The sequence below is a fragment of the Streptococcus pasteurianus genome (assembly GCF_004843545.1).
Lineage (GTDB): Bacteria > Bacillota > Bacilli > Lactobacillales > Streptococcaceae > Streptococcus > Streptococcus pasteurianus.
Genome location: NZ_CP039457.1, coordinates 852298 through 877301 on the forward strand (window position 1 = coordinate 852298; position 25004 = coordinate 877301).

A 25004-nucleotide genomic window follows, 5' to 3' on the forward strand; every position below is an offset into this window, starting at 1 on the left:
TTTTTTTAAAATTGATAAGCCGATAGCTTGGATTTATAATGTAGCCATAAAGATGTTAGAAGTTAAGCAACATCATAACTGACAGCGAAAAAGCGGGAGGAAATAGCATGGCTATTACAGAAAATGCGAAACAATATCATGAAAAAATGTTTCCAGGATATGTCTCTGATTTTTCGAGAACTGACCCTGAATTCATTGAACGCTTTGACAACTTTGCCTTTGATGAAGTGGTTAATCACCCAAATGCGACATTGGATGACAAGACACGATTTATGGTGATTTTAGCGACGTTACTAGATTGCCAAGCATTGATGAATTTCAAGCTATTGTGCCAGCAGCGCTAAATTTTGGCGTTACACCAGTTGAAATCAAAGAAATTGTCTATCAAGCGGTGGCTTATTTGGGAATTGGGCGTGTCTTTCCATTTCTAAAAGCAACCAATAAAGTATTGGAAGAAAAAGGCGTTACATTGCCACTTGAAGGACAAGCAACCACAACCATTGACAATCGTCGTGAAACTGGTACACAAGCGCAAGTGGATATTTTTGGTGAAGGCATGCGTGATTTTTGGCAATCAGGTGCTAAGGAAAGTACCCATATCAATTATTGGTTAGCTGATAATTGTTTCGGAGATTATTACACACGTACAGGTCTTGATTATAAGCAACGTGAGTTGATAACATTTTGTTTCTTGGCAGCTCAAGGTGGTGTTGAGCCACAATTGACTAGCCACGCAGCAGCAAATATGAAAATTGGCAACGATAAAGCATTTCTAATCGCAGTTATTTCAAATTCCTTACCATTCATTGGTTATCCACGTAGTTTAAATGCTCTTCGTTGTGTCAATGAAGCTGCCGATAAGTTAAAGTAAAAACAATCAGGAGGAAAGATAAATGACAAAAGATGTTATGTTAGTAACAGGTACTGGGCAAATTTCAATGGCGATTGCACGTCGCATGGGATATGGTAAAAAAATTGTTTTAGGTGACCGTTCGATTGATAATGCCAAAGCAATTGCTAAGACCTTAACAGAAGCTGGTTTTGATGTCGTGACATTTGAAATGGATTTGTCATCACGTCAGTCAATTAAAGAGATGATTGCTTATGCGCAAACTTTTGGTGACATTAAGTATTTGGTTAATGGTGCGGGTGTTTCGCCATCGCAAGCTTCAATTGCAACCGTGCTAAAAGTTGACCTTTACGGAACATCTGTTTTATTAGAAGAAGTTGGAAAAGTTATTGCAAAAGGCGGTGCAGGTGTCACTATTTCTAGCCAATCAGGTCACCGTATGCCTGCTTTGACTGCCGAACAAGATCTGGCACTTGCCATGACGCTAACGGAAGAATTGTTGACACTTGATTTTCTACAAGAAGATAAGATTGAAAATAGCCTCCATGCTTACCAATTGGCAAAACGTGCCAATGAAAAACGTACCATGTACGAAGCCGTTCGTTGGGGAGAACGTGGTGCCAGAATTAACGATATTGCACCAGGAATTATTGTTACGCCACTTGCTATTGACGAATTCAATGGTATTCGAGGCGATTTCTACAAAAATATGTTTGCCAAATCACCAGCTGGACGTCCTGGGACGGCAGATGAAGTGGCAGATGTTGCTGAATTGCTCATGAGTGAACGTGCGCAGTTCATCACTGGTTCAACCTTCCTTATTGACGGTGGCGCAACAGCTTCTTATTTCTATGGACCATTAAATCCAAATACCAAAACTGGTGTGGCAGAAGGAAAAGATTAAATGATTGAAGGGATCCTAAAAAATCGTTATCGTCAAGTCAACAATGCCATGGTCGCAAAAGACACGAAAACCTTGGCTGAATTGATAGCGCCTGACTCAGTTCTCGTTCATATGATGGGTTATGTACAACCTGTGAAAGAATGGCTAGGGCAAATTGAGAGTGAAGAAATGGGCTATTATGCATGGCAAGAAGATGCCATAAAAGCCATTTATATCGCTGACAATACAGCTAGTCTTGTTGGGCAAAGTCGTGTCAAAGCACAAATTTGGAGAGCAGAATCAGCCACTTGGCGCCTGCAAATAAAAATGGATTTTGAAAAGATTGACAATGATTGGAAAATCATCAAACAAAGTGCAAGCACTTATTAGAAAGGCGGATAGGATGACAAACGTAGTAATTATTGGCGCAACTGGGTCATTAGGACGCAGTTTGCATGAAGAATTAAAAGATAATACTGCATATGATATAACCTTATTTTCACGTCACGCAGAAAGTTTAGTTTTAGCAAGCAATGAAAAAGCTATCAACGGCTCAGCAACATCTAGCAATGATTTAGATAGTGTTATCGCAGGACAAGACATAGTTTTTGTAGCTTTGTCTGGTGACCTTCCCAAAATGGCATTTGAAATTGTATCTAGTATGAAGTATAACAAAGTCAAAAGAATTATTTTTGTCTCATCAATGGGCATTTATGGGGAAGTGGCAGGAGAACCAAAAGGTATTGTCGCACCGATTCTTAAACCATATCGCAAAGCGGCAGACATTGTTGAACAGTCAGGGCTTGATTACACGATTTTACGCCCAGGGTGGTTTGACAATGGCCAAGATAGCACATGTCAGATTACACAAAAGGGTGAGACTTTCTATGGACATGATGTTTCTCGCAAAGCAATCGTGACACTCGTAAAACACATCATTGACCAACCAGAAACTTATCTTAACACCAGCTTAGGCTTGTATCGTTAAAAAATCGACGATTTTTCAAAAAATTTGACGTTTTTTGCTTGACTTGGAGTTAGCTCTAAGGTATATACTGAGAGTGAAATAAGAAAGGAGATGACGTATGAATATCAAAAAAGTAAGCGAACAGACAGGAATTTCAGCAGATACCATTCGCTATTATGAACGAATTGGCTTGCTTCCTCGAGTAACGCGTAATAAATCAGGAGTCCGTGATTTTTCAGAGCGTGACATCGCCACTTTGGAATTTGTTCGTTGTTTCAGAAAAGCAGGCATGAGCGTTGAATCTTTAATTGAATACATGGCCTTGGTGGAAGAAGGTGACGGAACTGAAGGGGCACGCATGACTTTGCTTGAAGAACAACGTGATAAATTGGCAGAACGTATTGCTGAATTGCAAAGTGCACATGATAGGCTCAATCACAAAATTGAAAATTATCAAAACATCATCCTCAAAAAAGAACAAGCTCTATTTGAAGATGACGAAAATGAGTAAAAGGAGAAGCAAATGGATTACAAAACGTTATCAAATGGTGTTAAAATGCCGATTTTAGGATTTGGTGTGTATCAAGTGCCAGATCTTGACGAATGTGAGCGCGTGGTTAGTGATGCGATTTCGATTGGTTACCGCTCAATTGACACCGCTCAAGCTTATATGAATGAAGAAGCTGTTGGAAATGCTATCCGCAAGTCTGGTAATGCGCGTGAAGAATTTTTCATCACAACTAAAATTTGGATTAGCAATTATGGCTATGAAAAAGCCAAAGCTTCTCTTGATGCTTCTTTAGCGAAACTTCAAACAGACTACATTGATTTGGTGCTTTTACATCAACCATTTGGTGATTATTATGGTGCTTATCGTGCCATGGAAGAATATTACAAAGCTGGTAAAATCAAAGCAATCGGCATCAGCAATTTTGCACCAGACCGTGTAGCAGATTTGGCTATTTTTGCGGATGTCACTCCAATGGTTAACCAAGTTGAAACGCATGTTTTCAATCAACAATCAAATGCTCGCAAAACAATGGACGAATATGGTGTTCAAATCGAATCTTGGGGACCATTTGCAGAAGGGCGCAATGATTTCTTTACCAATGAAACACTTGTTGCGATTGGACAAAAATATCAAAAATCAGCTGCGCAAGTTGCCCTACGTTACTTGATTCAACGTGATGTTATTGTCATTCCTAAAACAGTTCATAAAAATCGTATGGAACAAAATTTTGATGTCTTTGACTTTATTTTAACAGATGATGACATGGCAGAAATTTTGAAACTTGATATGGGTGAAAGCCAATTCTTCTCACATGCTGACCCTGAAACAGTTAAAATGATTAGCTCGTTTAAGATTTAAACGATGCTTAAAAGGCATAAAACACTATGTCAAATAAGTATTTGTTATTAAAAATGAGAAGCGTATAATGACCGTATAAACCCTATTAAGAAAGGAAAAACAATGACAATTAAACAAACAGCAGGACGTGACCAATTGGGTGAATTTGCACCAGAATTTGCACATTTTAATGATGATGTGCTCTTTGGTGAAAACTGGAATAATAACGATATTGATTTAAAAACACGCTGTATCATCACAGTTGTGGCACTTATGGCATCAGGCATTACAGACAACTCACTAAAATTCCATTTGCAAAATGCGAAAGCTAACGGTGTTAGCAAAGAAGAAATTGCAGCAGTCATTACACACGTGGCTTTCTATGCAGGTTGGCCAAAAGGCTGGGCAGTCTTTAACCTTGCCAAAGAAGTTTGGAATGAAGATTAAGAAAGATATGAAATGAAAGGATAACAAATGACAGATAAAGCAACTTTTGACAAAGAAAATGTATTCGGACAAGGACAACCAAATGACACTTTTGCGCAATATTTTGACGGACAATCATTCTTGAACCCATTGGTTGATCCTGACTCACCTCTTCATTTGGCGAATGTCACTTTTGAACCTGGTTGTCGCAACCATTGGCATGTTCACAATGCTGATAAAGGTGGCGGACAAATTTTGATTTGTATAGCAGGTCAAGGTTGGTATCAAGAAGAAGGAAAAGAAGCTGTGAGCCTTGAACCAGGGAAAGTTATCGTGATTCCAGCCAATACAAAACATTGGCATGGCGCTAAAAAAGATTCATGGTTTAGCCATATTTCAGTGGAAGTTCCTGGCGAAAACACGTCAAATACTTGGCTAGAAGCCGTTAGCGACGACGATTACAACGCCCTTTAAACTATTCTTTTACAATTACATTTTACTCATACAATCAAAACACAAAACAATCTCATTTCGCTTAACGCCCAGCTGAAAACGGTTTGGGCGTTTTTTATGTGACTACCGTGACAATTTTATCTAACCATGCTAAACTAAATTTATGACTCACATCACTCATAAAAGAATTGTGCAAGCTGGTCATTTTTTACAACTTTTTAAAAATGATTCTCAATTTACAACACCGATTTTTAGAATTGACCACAAGCGAAAGCACCTTCATTTTGTCATTGTTTTTAAATTAGATGACGACGAGGCATTTTACGCCCTCAATCGTTCAAAACTTGGATATGATCATGAGTTGAAACGTCTCAAACGTTTTACCAAATCGACACTTTATCAAGGGATTTTATCCGTTCCGCTAAAGGCACGTCAGACGATTCAGATTTTGCAGGTACCAAGTGATAAAAAGTTGCTGAAGGCTTACGTGACCTATTACGATAAGGCAAGCATTGATTGGTTGTGCTTTGGCAAGAAAGCCAACCTAGACGATGTTTATGATCCCTTTCGTGATGCGCACTCGGCGCTTTTTCACTCAGATGATTCTGACAATGCCATATCTTATGATGATTATCAGGGTATTCAGGATTTCCATCCTTTTTCACTTTTAGATAATCAAGCCGTTGCTACTCCATGTTTTTACCAAGACCCGAAAAAAAACAAGCAAATTGCTCTGCAATTGATGGGCTGGTATTATCATGGGCAGCAGCTCAAAATCAATTGGAAACCCGACAATCAGCACAATGCACGCTGGCGCTCGTCGGTTGTAGCGATTGACCGAAAGACTCGCCGTTATTTTTTTCAAGGAAATATTTATCAAGAAAAAGGAACTGACCCCGTCTTTTTAGAGAATCTTTTATTTGATTGTGATTTGAAAAATAGCAGAGCAGCAAAAGCAGAGTTTGACAGATTTATTCAAGAGATAAAAGAACAAGAGCGCGAGGCTTTGCTAAAGCTGCGCTGACAATCAAAGAGGTTTTTGAGTCCGCTTTTTATTTGTGCTATAATATTTTCTGACTGAAAACAATATTAGAAAGTATGAAAATGACAGATATTGACATTGAACGTTATCATGAACTAGCTCAACAAAAACAAAAAGAACACCGCAAATTTTTAGCAACACTCAAGAAAAAAGCTCCTAAAAATCTTGATAAAATTACTCAAGAAATTCACACAGAAGTTTTTAACGAGATTGATTGTACAAAATGTGCTAACTGCTGCAAAAGCTTAGGTCCTCTGTTTACAGAAGCAGATATCACACGCATTTCAAAAGTCTTTCGCATGAAACTTGGCGTATTTGAAGACATGTACCTTCGTGTCGATGAAGACGGCGACAAAGTCTTTCAATCAATGCCTTGTCCATTTTTAGGCGATGACAATCTTTGCACCATTTACGACGTCCGACCAAAAGCATGCCGTGAATTTCCGCACACAGACCGCAAAAAAATCTATCAAATTAATAACCTAACCATCAAAAACACCCTTTTCTGCCCCGCAGCCTACCTCTTTGTTGAAAAACTCAAAGAACGATTGGAAGGGAAATAAAGATTTAGAAAGTATCTCATTTTGAGGTGCTTTTTTCCTATCCCTTACTACGTCTGGTTTTTCATGAAAGCGGTAAAATTTACAATCAAATTAATGTACTTTATTTGAAAATCATAGTAAGCTTACAGTATTCGAAATAGAGGAGGGCAGTTATGTTTTTAGCATGGAATGAAATGAAACACTCGAAGCTGCGTTATGGATTAGTGGTTGGAGTGATTTTCTTGATTGCTTACTTGGTCTTTTTCCTGACGGGTTTGGCTAATGGTTTAGCCCAGACCAATCGCTCGGCGGTTGATTCTTGGAAATCTGATTATGTCATTTTAAATGAGCAAGCTAATAAAAATCTGCGCATGTCACGCTTTTCAGTCGACTTAAAAAATGATGTTAACGCTGATAAAATGGCAGAATTGACACAAGCTTCTACGACAATTAAAGACAAGGAAAAAAATAAAATTAATGTCAATTTATTCGCGATTAAGCAGGATGAATTTCTACGTCCGAAGTTGAGTGAAGGAAAGCTTTTCTCAAAAACAGGAGAAGTCGTCGCTGATAGTAGCTTAAAAAAATCATATCAATTAAAAATTGGTGACAAAATTACTCTTGGAGATAGTACTAAAAAGCTAACTATTACTGGTTTTACAGATAATGCGAGCTTTAATGTTCAGCCAGTCCTTTACATGACAAAAGAAACACTGGCAAGCGTCCTTGCGGATAATGCTCAAGTAAATACAATCAGTGCTCTAGTGATTCGTGGCAAGGTAAATCAGGTTCCTAAAGAGCTTGAGAGCATGACCACATCAACGTTTATTGAAAATCTTCCAGGTTATAAAGCTCAGAATCTGACTTTTTCCTTTATGATTGGCTTTTTGATTGTGATAGCAGCGATTGTCATTGGAATATTCATCTATATTTTGACACTGCAGAAAAAAGCAATCTTTGGTGTTTTAAAAGCGCAAGGCATTTCTAACGGCTATCTATCACGGATGGTTTTCGCACAGACCTTTATTTTAGCCATATTAGCGGTTAGTCTCGGCTTAGCGTTAACCCTGCTCAGTGCCGTTTTTCTACCAACATCAGTTCCGTTTCAGGTAAATCCACTCTTTTTTGCAGGAATTAGTGTGCTGATGGTTCTTATTGCCGTTTTTGGTGCACTTTTCTCAGTGGTAAGCATTGTCAAAGTTGACCCTTTAAAGGCAATCGGTTAGGAGATAATTATGACAGCAATTGAATTAATCAATATCAAAAAATATTTCAAAGATGGTCCAGATCAAATTGAAGCTCTGAAAGAGACAAATTTGACGATTAACAAAGGTGAATTTGTTGCCGTTATTGGCCCGTCAGGTTCTGGAAAAAGTACTTTTTTGACCATTATTGGTGGCCTGCAATCACCGTCACAAGGTGAAGTGAGATTGAACGGCCAAGCTTTTAGCCAGAAAAAAGAAAAAGCGCGTGCTAAGATGCGTTTTGACCAGATTGGCTTTATCTTGCAAGCTTCCAACCTAGTACCCTTTTTAAAAATCAAAGATCAGCTACGCTTAGTTGACAAGATTGATAAGAAAAAACAGCGCGAATCGATTGACAGCCTTTTTGACCAGCTGGGTATTGCCAGTATCGCAGACAAATATCCTGAGGAAATTTCTGGCGGGCAAAGGCAACGAGTGGCGATAGCCAGAGCCTTGTATAATGACCCAACGATTATCTTGGCTGATGAGCCAACAGCAAGTTTGGACACTGAAAAAGCCATGGAAGTTGTCAAAATTCTAGCTGACGAGGCCAAAGAAAAGAATAAAGCAGTCTTAATGGTTACGCACGACAGACGTTTAGTCTCTTATTGTGACCGATTGTTGGTCATGGAAGACGGCGTTTTACGAGAAGAAGAGATTGCTGCTTATCAGTAGTAATTTGTCTTGAGATGCGATGTGTGATATAATGAGGTCAAATCTTACCGATTTAAAAAAGGGTCGTTAGTAAAGGAGACGTCATGATTACTTTTTTCTTACAAATGCGTCGGACATTGCGTGTCCTGTGGTCAATCTTTAAGGATGATGAAACCAGAGGAATTGCAGGTGTCACTGCTGTTTTATTGCTCAGTGGGACACTTTTTTATGCAAATGTAGAACATTTTACTTATTTGGATGCCCTTTATTTTTCATTTACAACTTTAACAACGATTGGCTACGGGGATATTTATCCCGTTACAGCAGCTGGAAAGATTTTTACCATGATGTATTCAGTTGTCGGATTAGGGGTTATGGGGAGTTTTCTAGCTGTTGTGGTTAAAAAATTGGGTCAATTGGATAAAAAAAAGTGAGAGAAGACCTGTGATTTATCGTGATTTATTGTTTGATTTGGACCATACTTTGCTTGATTTTAACGCGGCAGAAGATGTTGCTCTGACAGAACTTTTGACAGAGGCGCACGTGGATGATATTGAAACTTACAAAGAAGTTTATATTCCCATGAATCGTAAACTTTGGAATGATTTAAGTTTGAAAAAGATTACCAAAAAAGAATTGGTTGACACCCGTTTTTCTCGTTTATTTGCGCATTTTGGACATGAGGTTGATGGACATGCCTTTGCTATGCGCTATCAAGATTTTCTTAGCCAACAAGGTCAGACTCTTCCTGGGGCAGATCAGTTGTTAGACCAGCTAAATCAAGAAGGTTACCGCATTTTTGGTGCAACAAATGGCATTACCAAGATTCAAACTGGTCGCATGGCTAATTCAGGGATTAAAGATTATTTTGAACACGTCTTTATCTCTGACGAAGTTGGTTATCAAAAGCCAGATAAAGGCTTTTATGACGCCATTTCTGGAGCCATTTCACGATTTAATCAGGAAAAAGCTTTGATGATTGGTGATAATTTGCTGGCGGATATTCAAGGTGGCAATAATGCTGGCATCGATACTGTCTGGTATAACCCAGATAAAAAAATCAATCACACCGTAGCTAACCCAACCTACACCGTCCATAACTATCAAGAATTGCTAAAATTATTACGATAAAGATAAAAGCTAGAAGTTTTAACTTCTAGCTTTTATCTTTAATAATCGATTTTACGTTCTTCTGTGATAAGTTTAGCCATTTGTTCGGGGTTAATAATTTGAATCTGATGGCCAGTTTTTTCAATCATTTCTTCAGCGCGAAGTGATTTTACCATTCGTGCAATAGTCACTGAGTGCATGCCTAAGTAGCAGGCGATTTCTTGATAGGTAAAGAAGGTATTTAAAGCTAAATGACCTGATTCACATGGCTCAGCTTGGTCAAGTAAGAAGCGGCAGAATTGGACCAAAGCAGGTTCGTTTTTACTGCTGTGAAAATGTTCCATGAGATAAATATGATTTTCGGTCAATGTATTTAACATCAAGCTAACAACTGATGGAAATCCTAGCAAGTCTTGAAATTGACGATTAGAAATGCGGTAAGCCACGCAAGGCGTTTTGGCAACAATTGAAAATGATTTTTTCCCGTAATAGTTCAAATGCAGATTGTTCATCAATGGAACAAAGCCGACAAATTGTCGCTTTTTAAAGTATAGATAAGTTGTTTCTTTGCCATCACAAGAAATAGATGAAAGAGCACAGATGCCTGAAGATAGAATATAAATATCACCGCTTGTTTCGCCAGTGACGGACTGTGCGAGATTATCTCCCTTTTTAAAGGTCACACGTTCGCCGTATTGATAAAGTTCTGTAATATCTAGTGTAGAGTACATAATTACCCTTTCTAAAATTAACATAGGCTATATAACTATATAGTTTACGTTAAAAAAGCGTTTTTATCAAGCCAAAAAATCAGAAAAAGAGCTTAAAAATATCTTGATAATGATTTTTAAAATGACTATTTTTGCGCCAAATAAAGGTAAAATCATGACTTATGGCAGGAATATCCAAATTAATTTTTTGGAGTTTACCTGCAGAAATTTCTTTTTGAACCACGCTTTGATAAACAAAACTAATTCCCAGATTTTTTTGGACTAGCTCGCAAATGGTATTTAGATTACCAATTTCAGTGATTTTATGGAAATCAGAAATGGTTAGATTGGCCTCTTTGAGCATGATTTCAAGTATTTCACGGGTACCTGACCCTTGCTCGCGTACGATGATAGGATAGGCTAGTAGGTCTTCTAAAGAATAGCTTCCGCTTGCTAGGGGTGAGCCGGGAGAAGCGACCGCGATGAAAGATTCTGTGCGATAAGGCAGAAAATCGTATTTTTCTTTTGAAAAGAAACCTTCGATCAAGGCAAAATCAATCTGTCCATTATCAATAGCTTTTAACAGTGTCTCGGTATTATCCACCAGCATTTTGACTTGGAAATTCGGGTGATTTGCCAAAATATCCACTAAAGAATCGGTCAAAACATACTCGCCAATGGTTAAAGTAGCCCCAAAATTTAGCGGCTGTAAATCTTGCTTGAGCTGTGTCTTGAAATGCTTAATATCTGTGTCCATAGTCGTCAGCAAATCAAGCAATTCTTTGCCACTTTGTGTCAGCTGACATTGCTTGCCAGAAAAGGTAAAAAGCTTAGTTTGATACTCTGTCTCTAAAGTTTTGACATGCTTAGTGACTGCAGGTTGAGTGATATGCAATTCTTTAGCAGCTTGGGTAAAATTAAGCGTTTCGCAGACTTTCATAAAGGTAAAAACACGGTAATCAAGCATAATAATCTCCTATTATTTTTTTTTATTATATCATAATAAATCATAATTTTACATTATAACTTGTCCAGGTTATAATATTTTGTGAAAAGGAGTTTTTATTATGATGACAATTGAGAAAAAATTGCCGGGAATTATGTTTTGTGTGATTCTAGCTTTACCAGCCTGGTTTTTAGGGAATTTATTTCCACTTGTAGGAGCGCCAGTATTTGCAATTCTACTTGGGATGGTTATGGGGAATTTTCATAATAATCGCACCCAAACCACTGATGGTATTGCTTTTACATCAAAATATATTTTACAAGCGGCGGTTGTTTTATTAGGTTTTGGTTTAAACTTAACACAAGTTTTTAAAGTTGGGACACAGTCATTGCCAATTATTATTTCAACCATTGCAGTCTCGTTGGTTGTAGCGTTTTTATTGCAAAAATGGCTAAAATTGGATAGTAATATAGCAATCTTGGTTGGTGTTGGGTCATCTATTTGTGGTGGCTCAGCTATTGCCGCAACAGCACCAGTTATTAAAGCAAAAGATGAAGAAGTCGCAAAGAGTATTTCGGTTATCTTTCTTTTCAATATCTTAGCGGCACTAATTTTTCCAACGTTGGGAGAATTACTTCACCTATCTAACCAAGGTTTTGCGCTTTTTGCGGGAACAGCTGTCAATGATACGTCATCCGTTACGGCGACCGCGACAGCTTGGGATGCTGTTCACGGGTCAAATACCTTAGACGGTGCAACAATTGTGAAATTAACGCGCACATTGGCCATTATTCCGATTACTTTAGGACTGTCAATCTATAAAGCCTATCAAGATTCAAAAAATGGCAGAGCTAACCAAACGACTTTCCAATTGAAAAAAGCTTTTCCAATGTTTATTCTTTATTTCTTATTGGCTTCGATTGTCACGACAATTGTCAGCGGTTTAGGAATTGATACGGTTATTTTTGATAATCTTAAGACACTTTCAAAATTCTTTATTGTCATGGCAATGGGAGCTATTGGTCTTAACACGAATCCTATTAAACTTATTAAGACTGGTGGACAAGCTATTGGATTGGGAGCTACGTGTTGGATAGCTATCACCTGTGTCAGTCTCTGGATGCAACATCTTCTAGGGATTTGGTAATGAAAATGTAGGAACAATGTTTGTGACTATTCAAGCATTGTTTTTCTTTTTTAAAAAATGATAGCGTTTACTTGAAATCGTTTCCTTAAGTGCTATAATGACCTTGAAAACCTTAGTTAAATTTTATAAATAAAGACTATTAATCTAATGGTTAACAGTTGTAAGGCATGGAATTTAGCAACGATAAAGGAGGAAAAGGTACGATGGCATATAAAACAACTTATCCTTATACAAACGAGATTCTTGCGACTTTTGACAATGCAACGGATGAAGCGTTAGAGGAAGCTTTGGCAAATGGGCATGCGCTTTATAAAAAGTGGCGTGCTGAAGGTGGCTTAGCAGAGCGAAAAGCTCAATTGCGTAAGATTGCTGAGCTGCTACGTCGTGACGTTGACAAATACGCTGAAGTCATGACAAAAGATATGGGAAAATTGTTCGTGGAAGCTAAAGGCGAAGTGGACCTCTGTGCAGAAATTGCTGATTACTATGCTGATAAGGCAGAAGAATTTTTGAAACCACGTCCGCTTGAAAACATTAATGGTGATGCTTACTACATCAAGCAAGCGACAGGTGTTTTGGTAGCCGTTGAACCATGGAATTTCCCATTCTATCAAATCATGCGCGTCTTTGCACCAAACTTTATGATTGGAAATCCGATGATTTTGAAACATGCTTCAATCTGTCCAGCATCAGCACAAGCATTTGATGATTTGGTTTTGGAAGCAGGTGCACCAATTGGCGCATTCAAAAATCTCTTCCTTTCTTATGACCAAGTTTCCAAGGCTATCGCAGACCCACGTGTTGTTGGGGTTTGCTTGACTGGTTCTGAACGTGGTGGTGCTTCTATTGCAGCAGAAGCGGGAGCAAATTTGAAAAAATCATCTATGGAACTTGGGGGTAATGACGCCTTTATTATCCTAGAAGATGCTGATTTTGATTTGCTTGATAAGACCATTTTCTTTGCTCGTCTCTACAATGCTGGTCAAGTTTGTACCTCATCAAAACGTTTTGTCGTTGTTGGTCAAGAAAACTATGATAAATTCGTTGATATGGTAGTTAAACATTTCAAATCAGCTAAATGGGGTGACCCGATGGACCAAGCGACAACTTTAGCACCGTTGTCATCAGCAGCCGCAAAAGAAGAAGTGCTTGGTCAAATCAAATTAGCTAAGCAAAATGGTGCAACTGTGGTTTACGGTGATGAACCAATTGACCACCCCGGAAATTTTGTCATGCCAACTGTTTTGACAAATATCACCAAAGAAAATCCAATCTACAATCAGGAAATCTTTGGTCCAGTTGCTTCTATCTATAAAGTTGATACTGAAGAAGAAGCTATCGCGCTTGCCAATGATTCTAGCTATGGTCTTGGTGGTACCGTCTTTTCAGAAAATCTTAATCATGCCAAAGAAGTGGCTGCCAAGATTGAGACAGGGATGTCATTTATCAATTCTGGTTGGACATCACACCCAGAAATCCCATTTGGAGGCATTAAAAATTCAGGTTACGGTCGCGAATTAAGCGAACTCGGCTTTGATGCCTTTGTCAACGAACACCTTGTTTTCGTTCCAAATGATTAATTAACTCGCTCTCCTTTTATTTATATTTAAAATAGAAAACCGCAAACTAATTTAGCTTGCGGTTTTTGGATATGCTGAAAAAGTCTTATTTGTTAAATAACAGTTATGAAAAATCACGTAAATTTTTCCTTGGACCAGGATGTAGAATATTGTGATACTCACGTTTTCTTCGACGAACTGCCAGAATAGTAGCGATTGTATGCCCATGTTGTCGCACAAAGATAGGATATGATATCTAATAAATAATAGGGCACCTTGATAAAGAGATTCTGTCAGCGGATAACTACTGATAATGGCAATGACAGTTTCACTCTTCGATAAATCAATCTTGCCTTTATGTTATCAAAAAAAGCCAAATCCTAAAAATAAGAGGAACTTTTACCACAGCAATGCTAAAACGATTTTGTTATAATAGAGACATGAATGAACTGATTAAACATAAACTGGAACTATTGCCAGATAGCCCAGGATGCTATATACACAAGGATAAAAATGGCACGATTATTTATGTTGGTAAGGCAAAAAATCTGAAAAATCGTGTGCGTAGCTATTTTCATGGCAGCCATAATACCAAAACAGAACTTTTGGTTTCAGAAATAGAGGATTTTGAGTATATTGTCACAGGTTCCAATACCGAGGCGTTGCTTCTTGAAATCAATCTCATTCAAGAAAATATGCCAAAATACAATATCAAGCTCAAAGATGATAAATCCTATCCTTTCATCAAAATCACAACTAATGAGCAGTACCCACGTTTAATGATTACCCGCCAAATCAAAAAAGACGGTGCCATGTATTTTGGACCCTATCCTGACTCAGGAGCGGCAACGGAAATCAAACGCCTGTTAGACCGCATTTTTCCATTTAAGAAATGTACCAATCCTGCTAATAAAGTTTGTTTTTATTACCATTTGGGGCAATGTAAAGCACATACGATTTGTCATGTTGACCATGATTATTTTGTTGATATGGCGCACGATGTGAAAAATTTCCTTAATGGTCAAGACAATAAAATTGTTGACCAACTTAAAGATAAAATGCAAAAAGCGTCAGATTTAATGGAATTTGAACGTGCGGCAGAATATCGCGATTTACTGCAAGCTATCTCAACTTTACGCACGAAACAGCGTGTGATGAGCCAAGATATGATGGACCGTGATATTTTTGGTTACTACGTTGACAAAGGCTGGATGTGTGTGCAAGTATTTTTTGTTCGCCAAGGAAAACTCATTCAACGTGATGTTAATATGTTTCCTTATTATAATGACCCAGAAGAAGATTTTTTGACTTACATGGGGCAATTTTACCGTGACAATAAGCACTTTATTCCCAAAGAAATTTTTATTCCTAAAGAAATTGATGAAGACTTGGTCAAGGCGATTGTTGATACGAAAATCATCAAGCCCCAACGTGGTGAGAAGAAGCAGCTTGTTAACCTAGCTATCAAAAATGCACGTATGAGTTTGCAACAAAAATTTGATTTGCTTGAAAAAGATGTTAAGAAAACTTATGGCGCTGTTGAAAATATCGGCGAATTGCTTAACATTCCAAAGCCTGTTCGTATTGAAGCATTTGATAACTCAAATATTCAAGGAACAAGCCCTGTCGCTGCTATGGTGGTCTTTGTAAATGGAAAACCAAGTAAGAAAGATTATCGAAAATTCAAGATTAAAACGGTTGTCGGACCAGATGATTATGCCAGTATGCGCGAGGTCATCTATCGCCGTTATAGCCGTGTGCTGAAAGATGGCTTAGTGCCACCAGATTTGATTATCATCGATGGTGGTCAAGGTCAGGTCAATGTGGCGCGTGATGTTATTGAAAATAAACTCGGTCTTGATATTCCAATTGCTGGTCTGCAAAAAAATGATAAACACCAAACGCACGAATTATTATTTGGTGACCCCTTAGAAGTTGTTGAATTGCCACGAAATTCCGAAGAATTTTTCTTGTTACAACGTATCCAAGATGAGGTGCACCGTTTTGCTATTACCTTCCACCGTCAAGTGCGTAGTAAAAATTCATTCTCATCAAAACTGGATGGCATTGCTGGATTGGGACCAAAGCGCAAGCAATTACTCATGAAGCACTTTAAGAGCCTACCCAATATTCAAAAGGCTGATATAGACGACATTGTGAACTGTGGTATTCCACGAAATGTCGCGACTGCGATTAAAGCAAAATTAAGTGATGAGGAAGCGGCCAATGCTAACGATTAAACCGATGACTGAAGAACTTGCTGTTTGCCAAGTCGAGGATTATTCACAAGTCAGTCTGGGAAATCCGTTTGTCGTTACTGGGGCAACAGATGACGAAAAATAACTTGTTTGTCCGATTGCTTTTGTCTCTGAAAATGCTTTGACAGTTGATAAGACTTGGTCAGCTTTCGAATTGAGGGTATTTTAGACTTTTCTTTGATTGGCATTTTATCGAAAATATCAAGTCTTTTAACAGAAAATAATACTAGTATTTTTGCCATTTCGACCTACTAATACGGATTACGTTTTAACGAAAATAGTAGATTTCCAAAGAGCACTCTGATTCTTAGAAGAAGCAGGGGATCAGATTTAGGGAGAATTTTTGCAAGAAACGAAAGGTACTTTTGAATATAAATAAGAGAATTTTATGAAAACTTTCTATTTCTGTTTGTAATCTTTTTTAAACTGTGCTAACATGGATAGGGATTTTTTAAGGAGATAAGCATGTTTAAGAATTTTAAGAAGAGCCTTTCTCATCTACGAGAAAAGCGCTTTTGGCTACCAAGCCTTATGATAATGCTAGTTGCTTTTTTACTGATTCTTCCACAAATTATATCAAAAGGTGTTATTGTTGGTAGTGATTTTCTCTTTCACTACAATCGTTTCTATGAAACGGCTATGCAGATTAAGACTGGTAACTTCAGTTATTTTATATCCTTGTATGGCTTTTATAGCTCAGGGCGGATTGTTAATGCGTTATACGGTCCCTATTTTGCCTATTTTCAAGGTTTACTGGTTTTAATCAGTCGTAATTGGTACACGTATCAGTTAGTGTCACGCTTTTTGTTGAGTGTGATTGCAGGCTTTTCAATGTATCGATTAACACGTAGAGTAGCTGTCAAGCCTAAAATTTCTTTAGCCATTGCTATTTTTTACATGATGACTTTTTCTGTTCAATATTGGACATTTAGGCAAGGTTTTTCAAGTTGGGGAGCTGCTTTTATGCCGTGGTGCATGATTCCAGCGATTGATTTTGTAAAAACTAAAAAAGTAGGCGTGCTACGCTTAGCTGTTGCTGTCGCTTTGATGATGCAAGTTCATATGCTAAGCTGTTTCTTGCTTATTGTTTCTTATTTGCCGTTTTATTTGTACGGTTTTATCAAATCTCAAGAAAAGAAAACCATTATCATCAAAGGAATACAAGCTGTTTTACTGGCTCTTTTATTGACAACGAATGTCTGGGCTGCGCTTATTGACGTCGGGCGTAGTAATAATTTGGTTGAACCATTTATCAATTCAAAATTATATATTATGACGGTGAATCAACGTAGCATTCAATGGCTGATAACACCGTTACCTTTGCTACTTTTGGTGCTGTATCAATTGTATTTTTCATTCAGACATTGGCGCCATTTTGATATACTCTTGCGAGTTACAACAGGAACATTTTTCTTCTTTCTCGTTCTGTCAAGTAGCATTTTTCCTTGGTACAGTATTAATAAATTAAACCTTTCTTTAGTCAATTTAATTCAATTCCCGTTTCGCTTTTTTGTGCCCGCTACGGTGCTATTATTATTAGCAGTAGCGCTAGTTTTAGAGCGTTATTTTGATATCAAATGGTCCAGACTAGTGACAGCCGGAGCGATTTTGATTAATCTTTTCAGCCTTGCTCAGCTAACACATCTGCAACAAGAAAAGATTGTTGAATACTATACTGCTAAACACCCTATCAAAACTAAAAAACATACCTTTGTTTGGGGAAAGCCTGAGGAAGTTCGAGCTAGTTTTCACAGTTCAGATTTAGATGAACTGTTAAATTTAATCTCGAAATCAACACCAGACTATCTTCCTGCTGACAAATCAAACAAGGATAACAAATACGTTCTTTATGAAGAATTTGTCATTAGTCATACAGCTGCTTTTGACAAATCACAAGATGGCAATACTCTTATCTTTACATGGATTGCCGACAATAGTGGTAAGGTCAACATTCCAATCGCCAAATACAAGGATACTGAGCTAACACTCAATGGTAAGAAACTAAGTTGTAAGGACTATTCCTTGTCAGGAATCGGAACACCGACTGTGACACAAAAAGTCGGAAAAAACATATTAAAAATCACTTACCATATTGGTGTCTGGTTCAAACCTTTACTGATTGGCAACGTCTTCACATGGCTAGCAGTAGCAGGCTATGCTTGGCTAAAGAAATTAAGAATGATAAAAAAAGTATAATAATTTTAGGACTGGAATTGCACATCCAGTCTTTTTATTTTACAAAAATCTTGTTTCATGTTAGATTTCTTTCCCAAAACTACTAAAAAAAGCTGTGAACTCTTTCAAAAAATGTTAGAATAGAGGAGCAGAGATATTTTAGAAGGAGGTTCGCTTATGAAGTTTCTAGAATTAAACAAAAAGCGACATGCCGTCAAAACCTTCAATGACAAAGCTGTTGATTATAAGGATTTACGAACAGCCATTGAAATCGCTACATTAGCTCCAAGTGCTAATAATATCCAACCTTGGAAATTTGTTGTGGTGGAAGATAAAAAAGCCGAACTTGCTGAACATCTTCCAGAAATTAATAAAAAGCAAGTAGAGCAAGCTCAATACGTTGTAGCAATTTTTACCGATACAGATTTGGTTCAACGTTCTCGCAAAATTGCTCGTATTGGTGTCAAGTCATTGAGTAATGATATGTTAGGCTACTACATGGAGACTTTACCTGCTCGTTTTGCAGAATTTGACGACAAACGTAAAGGTGAATACCTTGCTCTTAATGCTGGAATTGTTGCCATGAATCTTGTTTTGGCTTTGACTGACCAAGATATTTCATCAAATATTATTCTGGGATTTGATAAGTCATCAACCAATGATATCCTAGAAATTGATAAACGTTTTCGTCCAGAGCTCTTAATCACTGTTGGTTATAGCGATAATAAGCCTGAACCAAGTTATCGTTTGCCTGTTGACGAAATTATCGAACGTCGTTAAGCGTACCGACTTTAATTTCATGCATCAAGCTTGGTTTATTTGCTAGGTTGAGTTTGACAAATACAGTAACATGAGTTTATCAATTTTTGGTGAATTCAAAAGATAAAACAAGATTGCTTTTCTTTTTGAGAAAAGCTACCTTTATGAAGGAGTTATAAGAATGACAGTAGACTTTAAAGCAGAAGTTGAAAAACGTAAAGATGCCATGATGGAAGACCTCTTTGCTCTTTTGCGTATCAACTCAGAACGTGATGACAGCAAAGCTGACAAAGAACACCCATTTGGACCTGGTCCAGTAAAAGCTTTGGAACATTTCCTAGCTATGGCTGAACGTGATGGTTACAAAACACGTAACATTGATAACTATGCTGGTGATTTTGAATTTGGTGAAGGTGACGAAGTTCTCGGAATCTTTGCTCACTTAGATGTTGTGCCTGCAGGTAGCGGTTGGGATACTGACCCTTATGAGCCAGTTATCAAAGATGGACGCCTTTATGCGCGTGGGTCATCTGATGATAAAGGTCCAACAATGGCATGTTACTATGCCCTAAAAATCATCAAAGAACTTGGTTTGCCAGTATCTAAAAAAGTTCGTTTCATCGTTGGTACTGATGAAGAATCAGGCTGGGGAGATATGGAATATTATTTTGCTCATAATGGATTGAAAGACCCTGATTTTGGTTTCTCTCCAGATGCTGAATTCCCAATTATCAATGGTGAAAAAGGAAATATCACAGAATTCCTACACTTTGCAGGTGACAATAACGGTGCCTTCACATTGAATAGTTTCGATGCTGGACTTCGTGATAACATGGTGCCAGAATCAGCAACAGCTATCTTCACAGCTGACAGTACTTTGGCTGAACTTCAAGAAAAATTAACAGCATACACAACAGCTGAAAACTTGACTGCTGAACTTACTCAAGAAGGCGACGCTTTCCGTTTGACAGTTGTCGGAAAATCAGCTCACGGTTCAACACCAGAACTTGGTATCAACGGTGCAACATACCTTGCTAAATTCCTTAACCAATTTGCTTTTGAAGGAGCTGCTAAAGCTTATCTTGAAACAGCAGCAAACGTTCTTCACGGTGATTTTGCAGGTGAAAACCTTGGTGTTGCCTATACTGATGAAAAAATGGGCGCTCTTAGCATGAACGCTGGTGTTTTCAAATTTGACCGCAATTCAGATGACAATACAATCACTCTTAATTTCCGTTACCCACAAGGTACAGATGCGCAAACTATCAAAGCTGAACTTGAAAAACTTAACGGTGTGACAAAAGTAACACTTTCAGACCATGAACACACACCACACTATGTTCCAGCTGATGACCCATTGGTTGCAACACTTCTCTCTGTTTACGAAAAACAAACAGGCTTGAAAGGTTACGAACAAGTTATCGGTGGTGGTACATTTGGACGCCTTCTTAAACGTGGTGTTGCTTTCGGTGCAATGTTCCCAGATTATGTCAATACAATGCACCAAGCAAATGAATTTGCCGATGTTGAAGACCTTTACCGTGCTGCAGCAATCTACGCCGAAGCACTTTACGAATTGATTAAATAATCTTTGACAATGACAAGAGGAGATTTTTACAACTTGTAAGAATCTCTTTCTTTATATATTTGAAAGCTTTGAAGAAGAAGTAGAAGGGGGGAGAAATGGATACCATTGAACAATTAATTGCGGACATTATGGTAGATGAGCAAAATGCGACCTACACTCAACAAGGCATAAAGCCACTTTTTACTGTTCCAAAAACGGCTCGGATTAATATTGTCGGACAAGCTCCTGGCATTCGTGCGCAAGAGTCGGGTTTGTATTGGAATGATCCAAGTGGTGATAATTTGCGAAAATGGCTGGGCGTGGACCGAGAAATATTTTACGATTCTGGGCTTTTTGCGGTTGTACCAATGGATTATTATTTTCCGGGAACGGGAAAATCAGGTGATTTGCCGCCACGAAAGGGCTTTGCTGAAAAGTGGCACAAACGAACCTTGGCTTTTGCTCCAAATATTGAATTACATATTTTGGTTGGCTTCTATGCACAGCGTTATTATTTGCAGCAGAAATCTTCTGTCACGTTAACAGAAACGGTAAAACATTATCAAACCTACCTACCCCAATTTTTCCCTTTAGTACACCCTTCGCCTCGTAACAATCTTTGGCAAGCAAGAAATCCTTGGTTTGCAAAAGAAGTAATCCCTGATTTGCAAAAACGAGTCAAAGAAATTCTTGCAAAGTAATAGAAAACGAAGCTAAGGAAAAGTGCTTAGCTTCGTTTTATCATAACTAGGATAAGTGATTGAGATATCTTATTTGGATAGGATAGTTTTTAATGCTCTGACCTAACGTTATTTTCCAAGACAGAATTGGCTAAAGAGTTTTGTGATTAATTCATCAGGTGCTGCATCACCTGTGATTTCACCGAGAATTTCCCAGCAACGTGTTAAATCAATTTGAAGAAGATCAACAGGCATTCCTAGTTCAAGCCCTTCATTGACGGCTTGCAAACTTTGCACCGCTTTTTCAATCAATGAAATATGGCGAGCATTTGAAAGATAAGTTGCATCTTTTTCAACAATACCAGCATTAGCAAAGAACAGTTGGTTAATACGTTCTTCAATTACGTCGATATTTTGATTTTTAAGAACGGAAATGCGAATGACATCATCTGGCAACTGGTCAGCTTCGATTTTTTCTGGTAAATCTGTTTTATTAAGGAGAATAATGCGGTTGCTATCTTTGCTAAGTTCCAAAAGTGCACGGTCTTGGTCAGTCAAAGGTTCAGAACTATTGAGCACAAGAAGAACAAGGTCAGCTTCCTCAAGGGCTTTTTTCGAACGTTCAACACCGATTTTTTCAACCACATCATCTGTTTCGCGGATACCAGCTGTATCAACCAGTTTCAAAGGTACACCTTTGATATTGACATATTCTTCAATTACATCACGGGTTGTTCCCTCAATATCAGTAACGATAGCCTTTTCTTCGCGTAACAGATTGTTAAGCAAACTTGATTTTCCAACGTTTGGACGACCAATGATAGCAGTAGATAAGCCTTCGCGCAGAATTTTGCCACGTTTTGCAGTACGCAATAGATTTTCCAAAAGTTCTTGGAATTCTTGTGTTTTTTCGCGGATTAAAGCTGTCGTCATTTCCTCCACGTCATCGTATTCAGGGTAGTCGATATTGACCTCGACTTGAGCTAAGGTGTTTAGGATTTCTTGGCGCGTGTCATTGATTAATTGTGACAATGACCCATCAAGTTGTTTTACCGCAATATTCATGGCTTTGTCTGTTTTCGCACGGATAATATCCATAACGGCTTCCGCTTGTGTCAAGTCAACACGACCATTCAAGAAAGCACGTTTGGTAAACTCACCAGGTTCAGCAAGACGAGCCCCTTGGCGCAAGACAAGTTGCAAAATTTCATTTGTCACGGCAACACCACCGTGCGTATTAATCTCCACGACATTCTCACAGGTAAATGTTTTTGGCGCAAGCATCACAGACACCATAACCTCATCAAGCACTTCATCAGTATCAGGGTCAACAATGTGACCGTAATTAATCGTATGTGAAGCGACCTCGTTAAGGTCTTTACCATGATAGACTTTTTGTGCAATAGCTAGCGCTTCCGTTCCAGAAAGTCTTACAATTCCGATTGCCCCCTCACCAAGCGGTGTAGAAATCGCAGCAATCGTATCAAATTCATTTGTAATCATTATGTTTCCTCATATTTATCGGTTTTAGCCTATTGAAATTAGAGCATCAACGATAATAAATTAGATAGTAAAAGTAGTATTGTGGCTTAAGAATGCCACTTATAAGCTTCTAGTAAAGTATAGCAGTTTTAATTTAGAAAAGCTAGCGAGGGATAAGTATTAAGAATAATCATCTTTTTGGATTAAAAAGTCTAAGGAGTTTTCAAAATGTTAATAAAGTTACTAAAGAAGTGTCTGTTTCGTTAGATGATTAGAAAGCAATAGTAAGATAGATTCGTTACTGCTATTAGTTGACATATCTAAAATAGATATGATAACCTAAAGTGAAGTGTTTTCAATATAAAGCACACTATTTTATAATCGATGATGAAGAAGTATTATTGAGATATTTTTTTAATCAGAAAACTGTAAGGAGGATATATGTTTTCTATAGTACAAAAGGTAATCAAAGGGATGGTTATTTCTCTTGGTTTTTTACTACCGGGGGTGTCTGGTGGAGCGCTTGCTGCTATTTTAGGTGTCTATGAGCGCCTTATTAGTTTCTTAGCTAATATCAAACTTAATTTTAAGTCAAATGTACTTTTCTTTTTGCCGATAGGAGTTGGGGGACTTTTAGGAATAGCTCTATTTTCTTATCCTATTGAATTCCTTTTGGAACATTACGAAATTCCAACACTATGGGGATTTTCAGGAGGAGTTCTTGGTACAATACCTAGTTTATTGAACGATACTAAACAAAGTGCTCCTAGGAATCGATTAAAGTGGGGATGGATTATTGGCGCTTTTATCATTTCTTTTCTTTTAGTTTATTCTATGAGCCGCTTTACAGGTAATATGTCGGTCGGATTTATTAGTTATTTATTAGCAGGAGCTCTCATAGCGCTAGGGGTTCTTCTTCCAGGTCTCAGTCCGTCAAGTATCCTCTTATGTTTAGGAGTATATACTCCTATGTTAAATGGTTTTAAAGCGTTTGATTTGCTAGGAACTTTTTTCCCAATTATGATTGGAGGAGGGGTGACTATGATTTTATTATCAAAAGGAATGAATTATCTTCTCTTGCACTATAGATCATATATTTATTATTGTATTATTGGTAGTGTCCTTTCAAGTACATTATTAATACTTTTACCAAGCGGAAATGCCTATGAGGGAATCTCTTATGCAAATGTTACAGGCATGGAGATAGTAATAACAGCTCTTGTTTTTGTTCTCGGGATTTTATTCGGATTATGGATGGTAAAATTAGAGAAAGACTATAAGGAATAAACGCGAGATTATCTATTTCATTATGACACAAAACACTTAAATCATGATATAATAATCAGTTGGAAATAGAAATTATTTACAATAATATATAAAAAGACGAGGTAGCTATGGAAAGACTCAAAAAAATCGCTGGTGTCACAGCCGCTCAGTATGTCAAAGATGGTATGGTCGTCGGACTTGGAACAGGCTCAACAGCATACTTTTTTGTTGAAGAAATTGGTCGCCGCATGAAAGAAGAAGGACTCAAAGTTGTAGGTGTAACAACTTCAAGCCAAACCACTGCACAAGCAGAAGGTCTTGGGATTCCTTTGAAAGCTGTTGATGACATTGATGTTATCGATGTTACCGTTGACGGTGCAGATGAAGTTGACACTAACTTCAACGGTATCAAAGGCGGTGGTGGCGCCCTTCTTATGGAAAAAATCGTTGCCACACCAACCAAAGAATACATCTGGGTTGCTGACGACTCAAAAATGGTCGATAAACTCGGTGCCTTTAAATTGCCAGTCGAAGTGGTTCAATATGGTGCAGACCGTATTTTCCGTGAGTTCGAGAAAAAAGGTTACAAACCGTCCTATCGCATGGTAAATGGTGAACGCTTTGTGACTGATATGAAAAATTATATCATCGACCTTGACCTTGGCGTCATTGAAAATCCTGTCGAACTTGGCAAAGAATTGAAAGCCATGGTCGGCGTTGTTGAACACGGTCTCTTCAACGGTATGGTTAATAAAGTTATCGTTGCAGGTAAAGACGGTGTCAACATTTTAGAAGCTAAATAATGATTTCAGCAGGAGGAAATTAACAGTTACCATAACTGAATCTTCTCCTGTTTACTATGTTATATTGATTCATTATTATTTCTAATCACTTGACTTATTTGAATATTAAGAGATTAGGAGGTTTTGGGTGCCA

At 37.9% G+C, this 25004-nt stretch carries 25 protein-coding genes and 2 pseudogenes; 24 read left to right on the forward strand and 3 right to left on the reverse strand.

Going from position 1 to position 25004, the window contains the following annotated elements:
- The first annotated feature begins 107 nt into the window (after positions 1-107).
- The 14 genes and pseudogenes from E8M05_RS04580 to E8M05_RS04645 all read left to right on the forward strand — a co-directional run bounded on the left by E8M05_RS04580 (position 108) and on the right by E8M05_RS04645 (position 9540).
- A pseudogene (locus E8M05_RS04580) lies at positions 108-871 on the forward strand (carboxymuconolactone decarboxylase family protein).
- A 22-nt stretch (positions 872-893) separates the two neighbouring features.
- The gene (locus tag E8M05_RS04585) at positions 894-1754 is read left to right on the forward strand and encodes an SDR family oxidoreductase (RefSeq protein WP_003064402.1); all 861 of its coding nucleotides are present in this window, start codon (positions 894-896) and stop codon (positions 1752-1754) included.
- Positions 1755-2123 (forward strand): nuclear transport factor 2 family protein, encoded by a 369-nt coding sequence (locus E8M05_RS04590; RefSeq protein WP_003064404.1) that lies wholly within the window; start codon positions 1755-1757, stop codon positions 2121-2123.
- 13 nt (positions 2124-2136) lie between these two features.
- Complete coding sequence (locus E8M05_RS04595) at positions 2137-2721, forward strand: NAD(P)H-binding protein (protein ID WP_013851717.1); 585 nt, start codon at positions 2137-2139, stop codon at positions 2719-2721.
- 97 nt (positions 2722-2818) lie between these two features.
- The gene (gene nmlR / locus E8M05_RS04600; protein WP_003064409.1) at positions 2819-3211 is read left to right on the forward strand and encodes a stress response transcriptional regulator NmlR; all 393 of its coding nucleotides are present in this window, start codon (positions 2819-2821) and stop codon (positions 3209-3211) included.
- Positions 3212-3223: 12 nt separating this feature from the next.
- A complete protein-coding gene (locus E8M05_RS04605) occupies positions 3224-4069 on the forward strand; it encodes an aldo/keto reductase (protein WP_003064412.1) in 846 nt (281 codons plus the stop codon).
- Positions 4070-4171: 102 nt separating this feature from the next.
- Positions 4172-4495, forward strand: coding sequence for a carboxymuconolactone decarboxylase family protein (locus tag E8M05_RS04610; RefSeq protein WP_003064415.1), 324 nt, complete (start codon positions 4172-4174; stop codon positions 4493-4495).
- A gap of 27 nt (positions 4496-4522) precedes the next feature.
- The gene (locus tag E8M05_RS04615) at positions 4523-4948 is read left to right on the forward strand and encodes a cupin domain-containing protein (protein WP_003064417.1); all 426 of its coding nucleotides are present in this window, start codon (positions 4523-4525) and stop codon (positions 4946-4948) included.
- Between the two features lie 142 nt (positions 4949-5090).
- Positions 5091-5951: a hypothetical protein gene (locus E8M05_RS04620; protein WP_003064420.1), complete on the forward strand. Its 861-nt coding sequence runs from the start codon at positions 5091-5093 to the stop codon at positions 5949-5951.
- Positions 5952-6031: 80 nt separating this feature from the next.
- The gene (locus tag E8M05_RS04625; protein ID WP_021142109.1) at positions 6032-6532 is read left to right on the forward strand and encodes a YkgJ family cysteine cluster protein; all 501 of its coding nucleotides are present in this window, start codon (positions 6032-6034) and stop codon (positions 6530-6532) included.
- A gap of 152 nt (positions 6533-6684) precedes the next feature.
- Positions 6685-7737, forward strand: a complete 1053-nt coding sequence (locus E8M05_RS04630; protein ID WP_013851720.1) for an ABC transporter permease — start codon at positions 6685-6687, stop codon at positions 7735-7737.
- A gap of 9 nt (positions 7738-7746) precedes the next feature.
- Entirely contained in the window at positions 7747-8430 is a 684-nt protein-coding gene (locus E8M05_RS04635) for an ABC transporter ATP-binding protein (protein ID WP_003064428.1), read from the forward strand.
- 83 nt (positions 8431-8513) lie between these two features.
- On the forward strand, positions 8514-8843 hold the full coding sequence (locus E8M05_RS04640) for a potassium channel family protein (RefSeq protein WP_003064430.1): 330 nt from the start codon (positions 8514-8516) through the stop codon (positions 8841-8843).
- Between the two features lie 10 nt (positions 8844-8853).
- Positions 8854-9540 carry a pyrimidine 5'-nucleotidase PynA gene (locus E8M05_RS04645; RefSeq protein WP_041973953.1) on the forward strand — a complete coding sequence of 229 codons (687 nt, stop codon included), beginning with the start codon at positions 8854-8856 and terminating at the stop codon, positions 9538-9540.
- 38 nt (positions 9541-9578) lie between these two features.
- Here E8M05_RS04645 and E8M05_RS04650 read toward each other — a convergent pair whose 3' ends face one another.
- Together E8M05_RS04650 and E8M05_RS04655 are read right to left on the reverse strand one after the other, a co-directional pair.
- Positions 9579-10250: a Crp/Fnr family transcriptional regulator gene (locus E8M05_RS04650; RefSeq protein WP_041973956.1), complete on the reverse strand. Its 672-nt coding sequence runs from the start codon at positions 10248-10250 to the stop codon at positions 9579-9581.
- Positions 10251-10329: 79 nt separating this feature from the next.
- Positions 10330-11196 (reverse strand): LysR family transcriptional regulator, encoded by an 867-nt coding sequence (locus E8M05_RS04655; protein WP_003064436.1) that lies wholly within the window; start codon positions 11194-11196, stop codon positions 10330-10332.
- A 100-nt stretch (positions 11197-11296) separates the two neighbouring features.
- On the opposite strand from E8M05_RS04655, the gene E8M05_RS04660 reads away from it, so the two are divergent.
- The 8 genes and pseudogenes from E8M05_RS04660 (at position 11297) to E8M05_RS04700 (ending at position 21341) form a co-directional block, all read left to right on the forward strand.
- Positions 11297-12322: a YeiH family protein gene (locus E8M05_RS04660; protein ID WP_003064438.1), complete on the forward strand. Its 1026-nt coding sequence runs from the start codon at positions 11297-11299 to the stop codon at positions 12320-12322.
- A 203-nt stretch (positions 12323-12525) separates the two neighbouring features.
- A complete protein-coding gene (locus E8M05_RS04665) occupies positions 12526-13902 on the forward strand; it encodes an NAD-dependent succinate-semialdehyde dehydrogenase (RefSeq protein ID WP_041973959.1) in 1377 nt (458 codons plus the stop codon).
- 419 nt (positions 13903-14321) lie between these two features.
- On the forward strand, positions 14322-16121 hold the full coding sequence (uvrC, locus tag E8M05_RS04675; RefSeq protein ID WP_003064443.1) for an excinuclease ABC subunit UvrC: 1800 nt from the start codon (positions 14322-14324) through the stop codon (positions 16119-16121).
- Positions 16108-16443 (forward strand): annotated as a pseudogene (locus E8M05_RS11775) (ACT domain-containing protein). The gene uvrC and the pseudogene E8M05_RS11775 overlap by 14 nt, the downstream one beginning before the upstream one ends.
- A gap of 161 nt (positions 16444-16604) precedes the next feature.
- Positions 16605-18335, forward strand: coding sequence for a hypothetical protein (locus E8M05_RS04685; RefSeq protein WP_003064445.1), 1731 nt, complete (start codon positions 16605-16607; stop codon positions 18333-18335).
- A gap of 156 nt (positions 18336-18491) precedes the next feature.
- Positions 18492-19094, forward strand: a complete 603-nt coding sequence (locus tag E8M05_RS04690) for a nitroreductase family protein (protein WP_003064446.1) — start codon at positions 18492-18494, stop codon at positions 19092-19094.
- A gap of 160 nt (positions 19095-19254) precedes the next feature.
- On the forward strand, positions 19255-20661 hold the full coding sequence (pepV, locus tag E8M05_RS04695) for a dipeptidase PepV (RefSeq protein WP_003064448.1): 1407 nt from the start codon (positions 19255-19257) through the stop codon (positions 20659-20661).
- A 95-nt stretch (positions 20662-20756) separates the two neighbouring features.
- Positions 20757-21341 (forward strand): uracil-DNA glycosylase family protein, encoded by a 585-nt coding sequence (locus E8M05_RS04700; RefSeq protein ID WP_003064450.1) that lies wholly within the window; start codon positions 20757-20759, stop codon positions 21339-21341.
- Positions 21342-21449: 108 nt separating this feature from the next.
- Here the strand turns inward: E8M05_RS04700 and mnmE are convergent, their stop codons facing one another.
- The gene (mnmE, locus tag E8M05_RS04705; protein ID WP_003064451.1) at positions 21450-22823 is read right to left on the reverse strand and encodes a tRNA uridine-5-carboxymethylaminomethyl(34) synthesis GTPase MnmE; all 1374 of its coding nucleotides are present in this window, start codon (positions 22821-22823) and stop codon (positions 21450-21452) included.
- 420 nt (positions 22824-23243) lie between these two features.
- Between mnmE and E8M05_RS04710 the strand changes: the two genes are divergently transcribed.
- On the forward strand, positions 23244-24089 hold the full coding sequence (locus tag E8M05_RS04710) for a DUF368 domain-containing protein (protein WP_003064454.1): 846 nt from the start codon (positions 23244-23246) through the stop codon (positions 24087-24089).
- A 107-nt stretch (positions 24090-24196) separates the two neighbouring features.
- Entirely contained in the window at positions 24197-24871 is a 675-nt protein-coding gene (rpiA, locus tag E8M05_RS04715; protein WP_003064456.1) for a ribose-5-phosphate isomerase RpiA, read from the forward strand.
- Positions 24872-25004 lie beyond the last annotated feature (133 nt).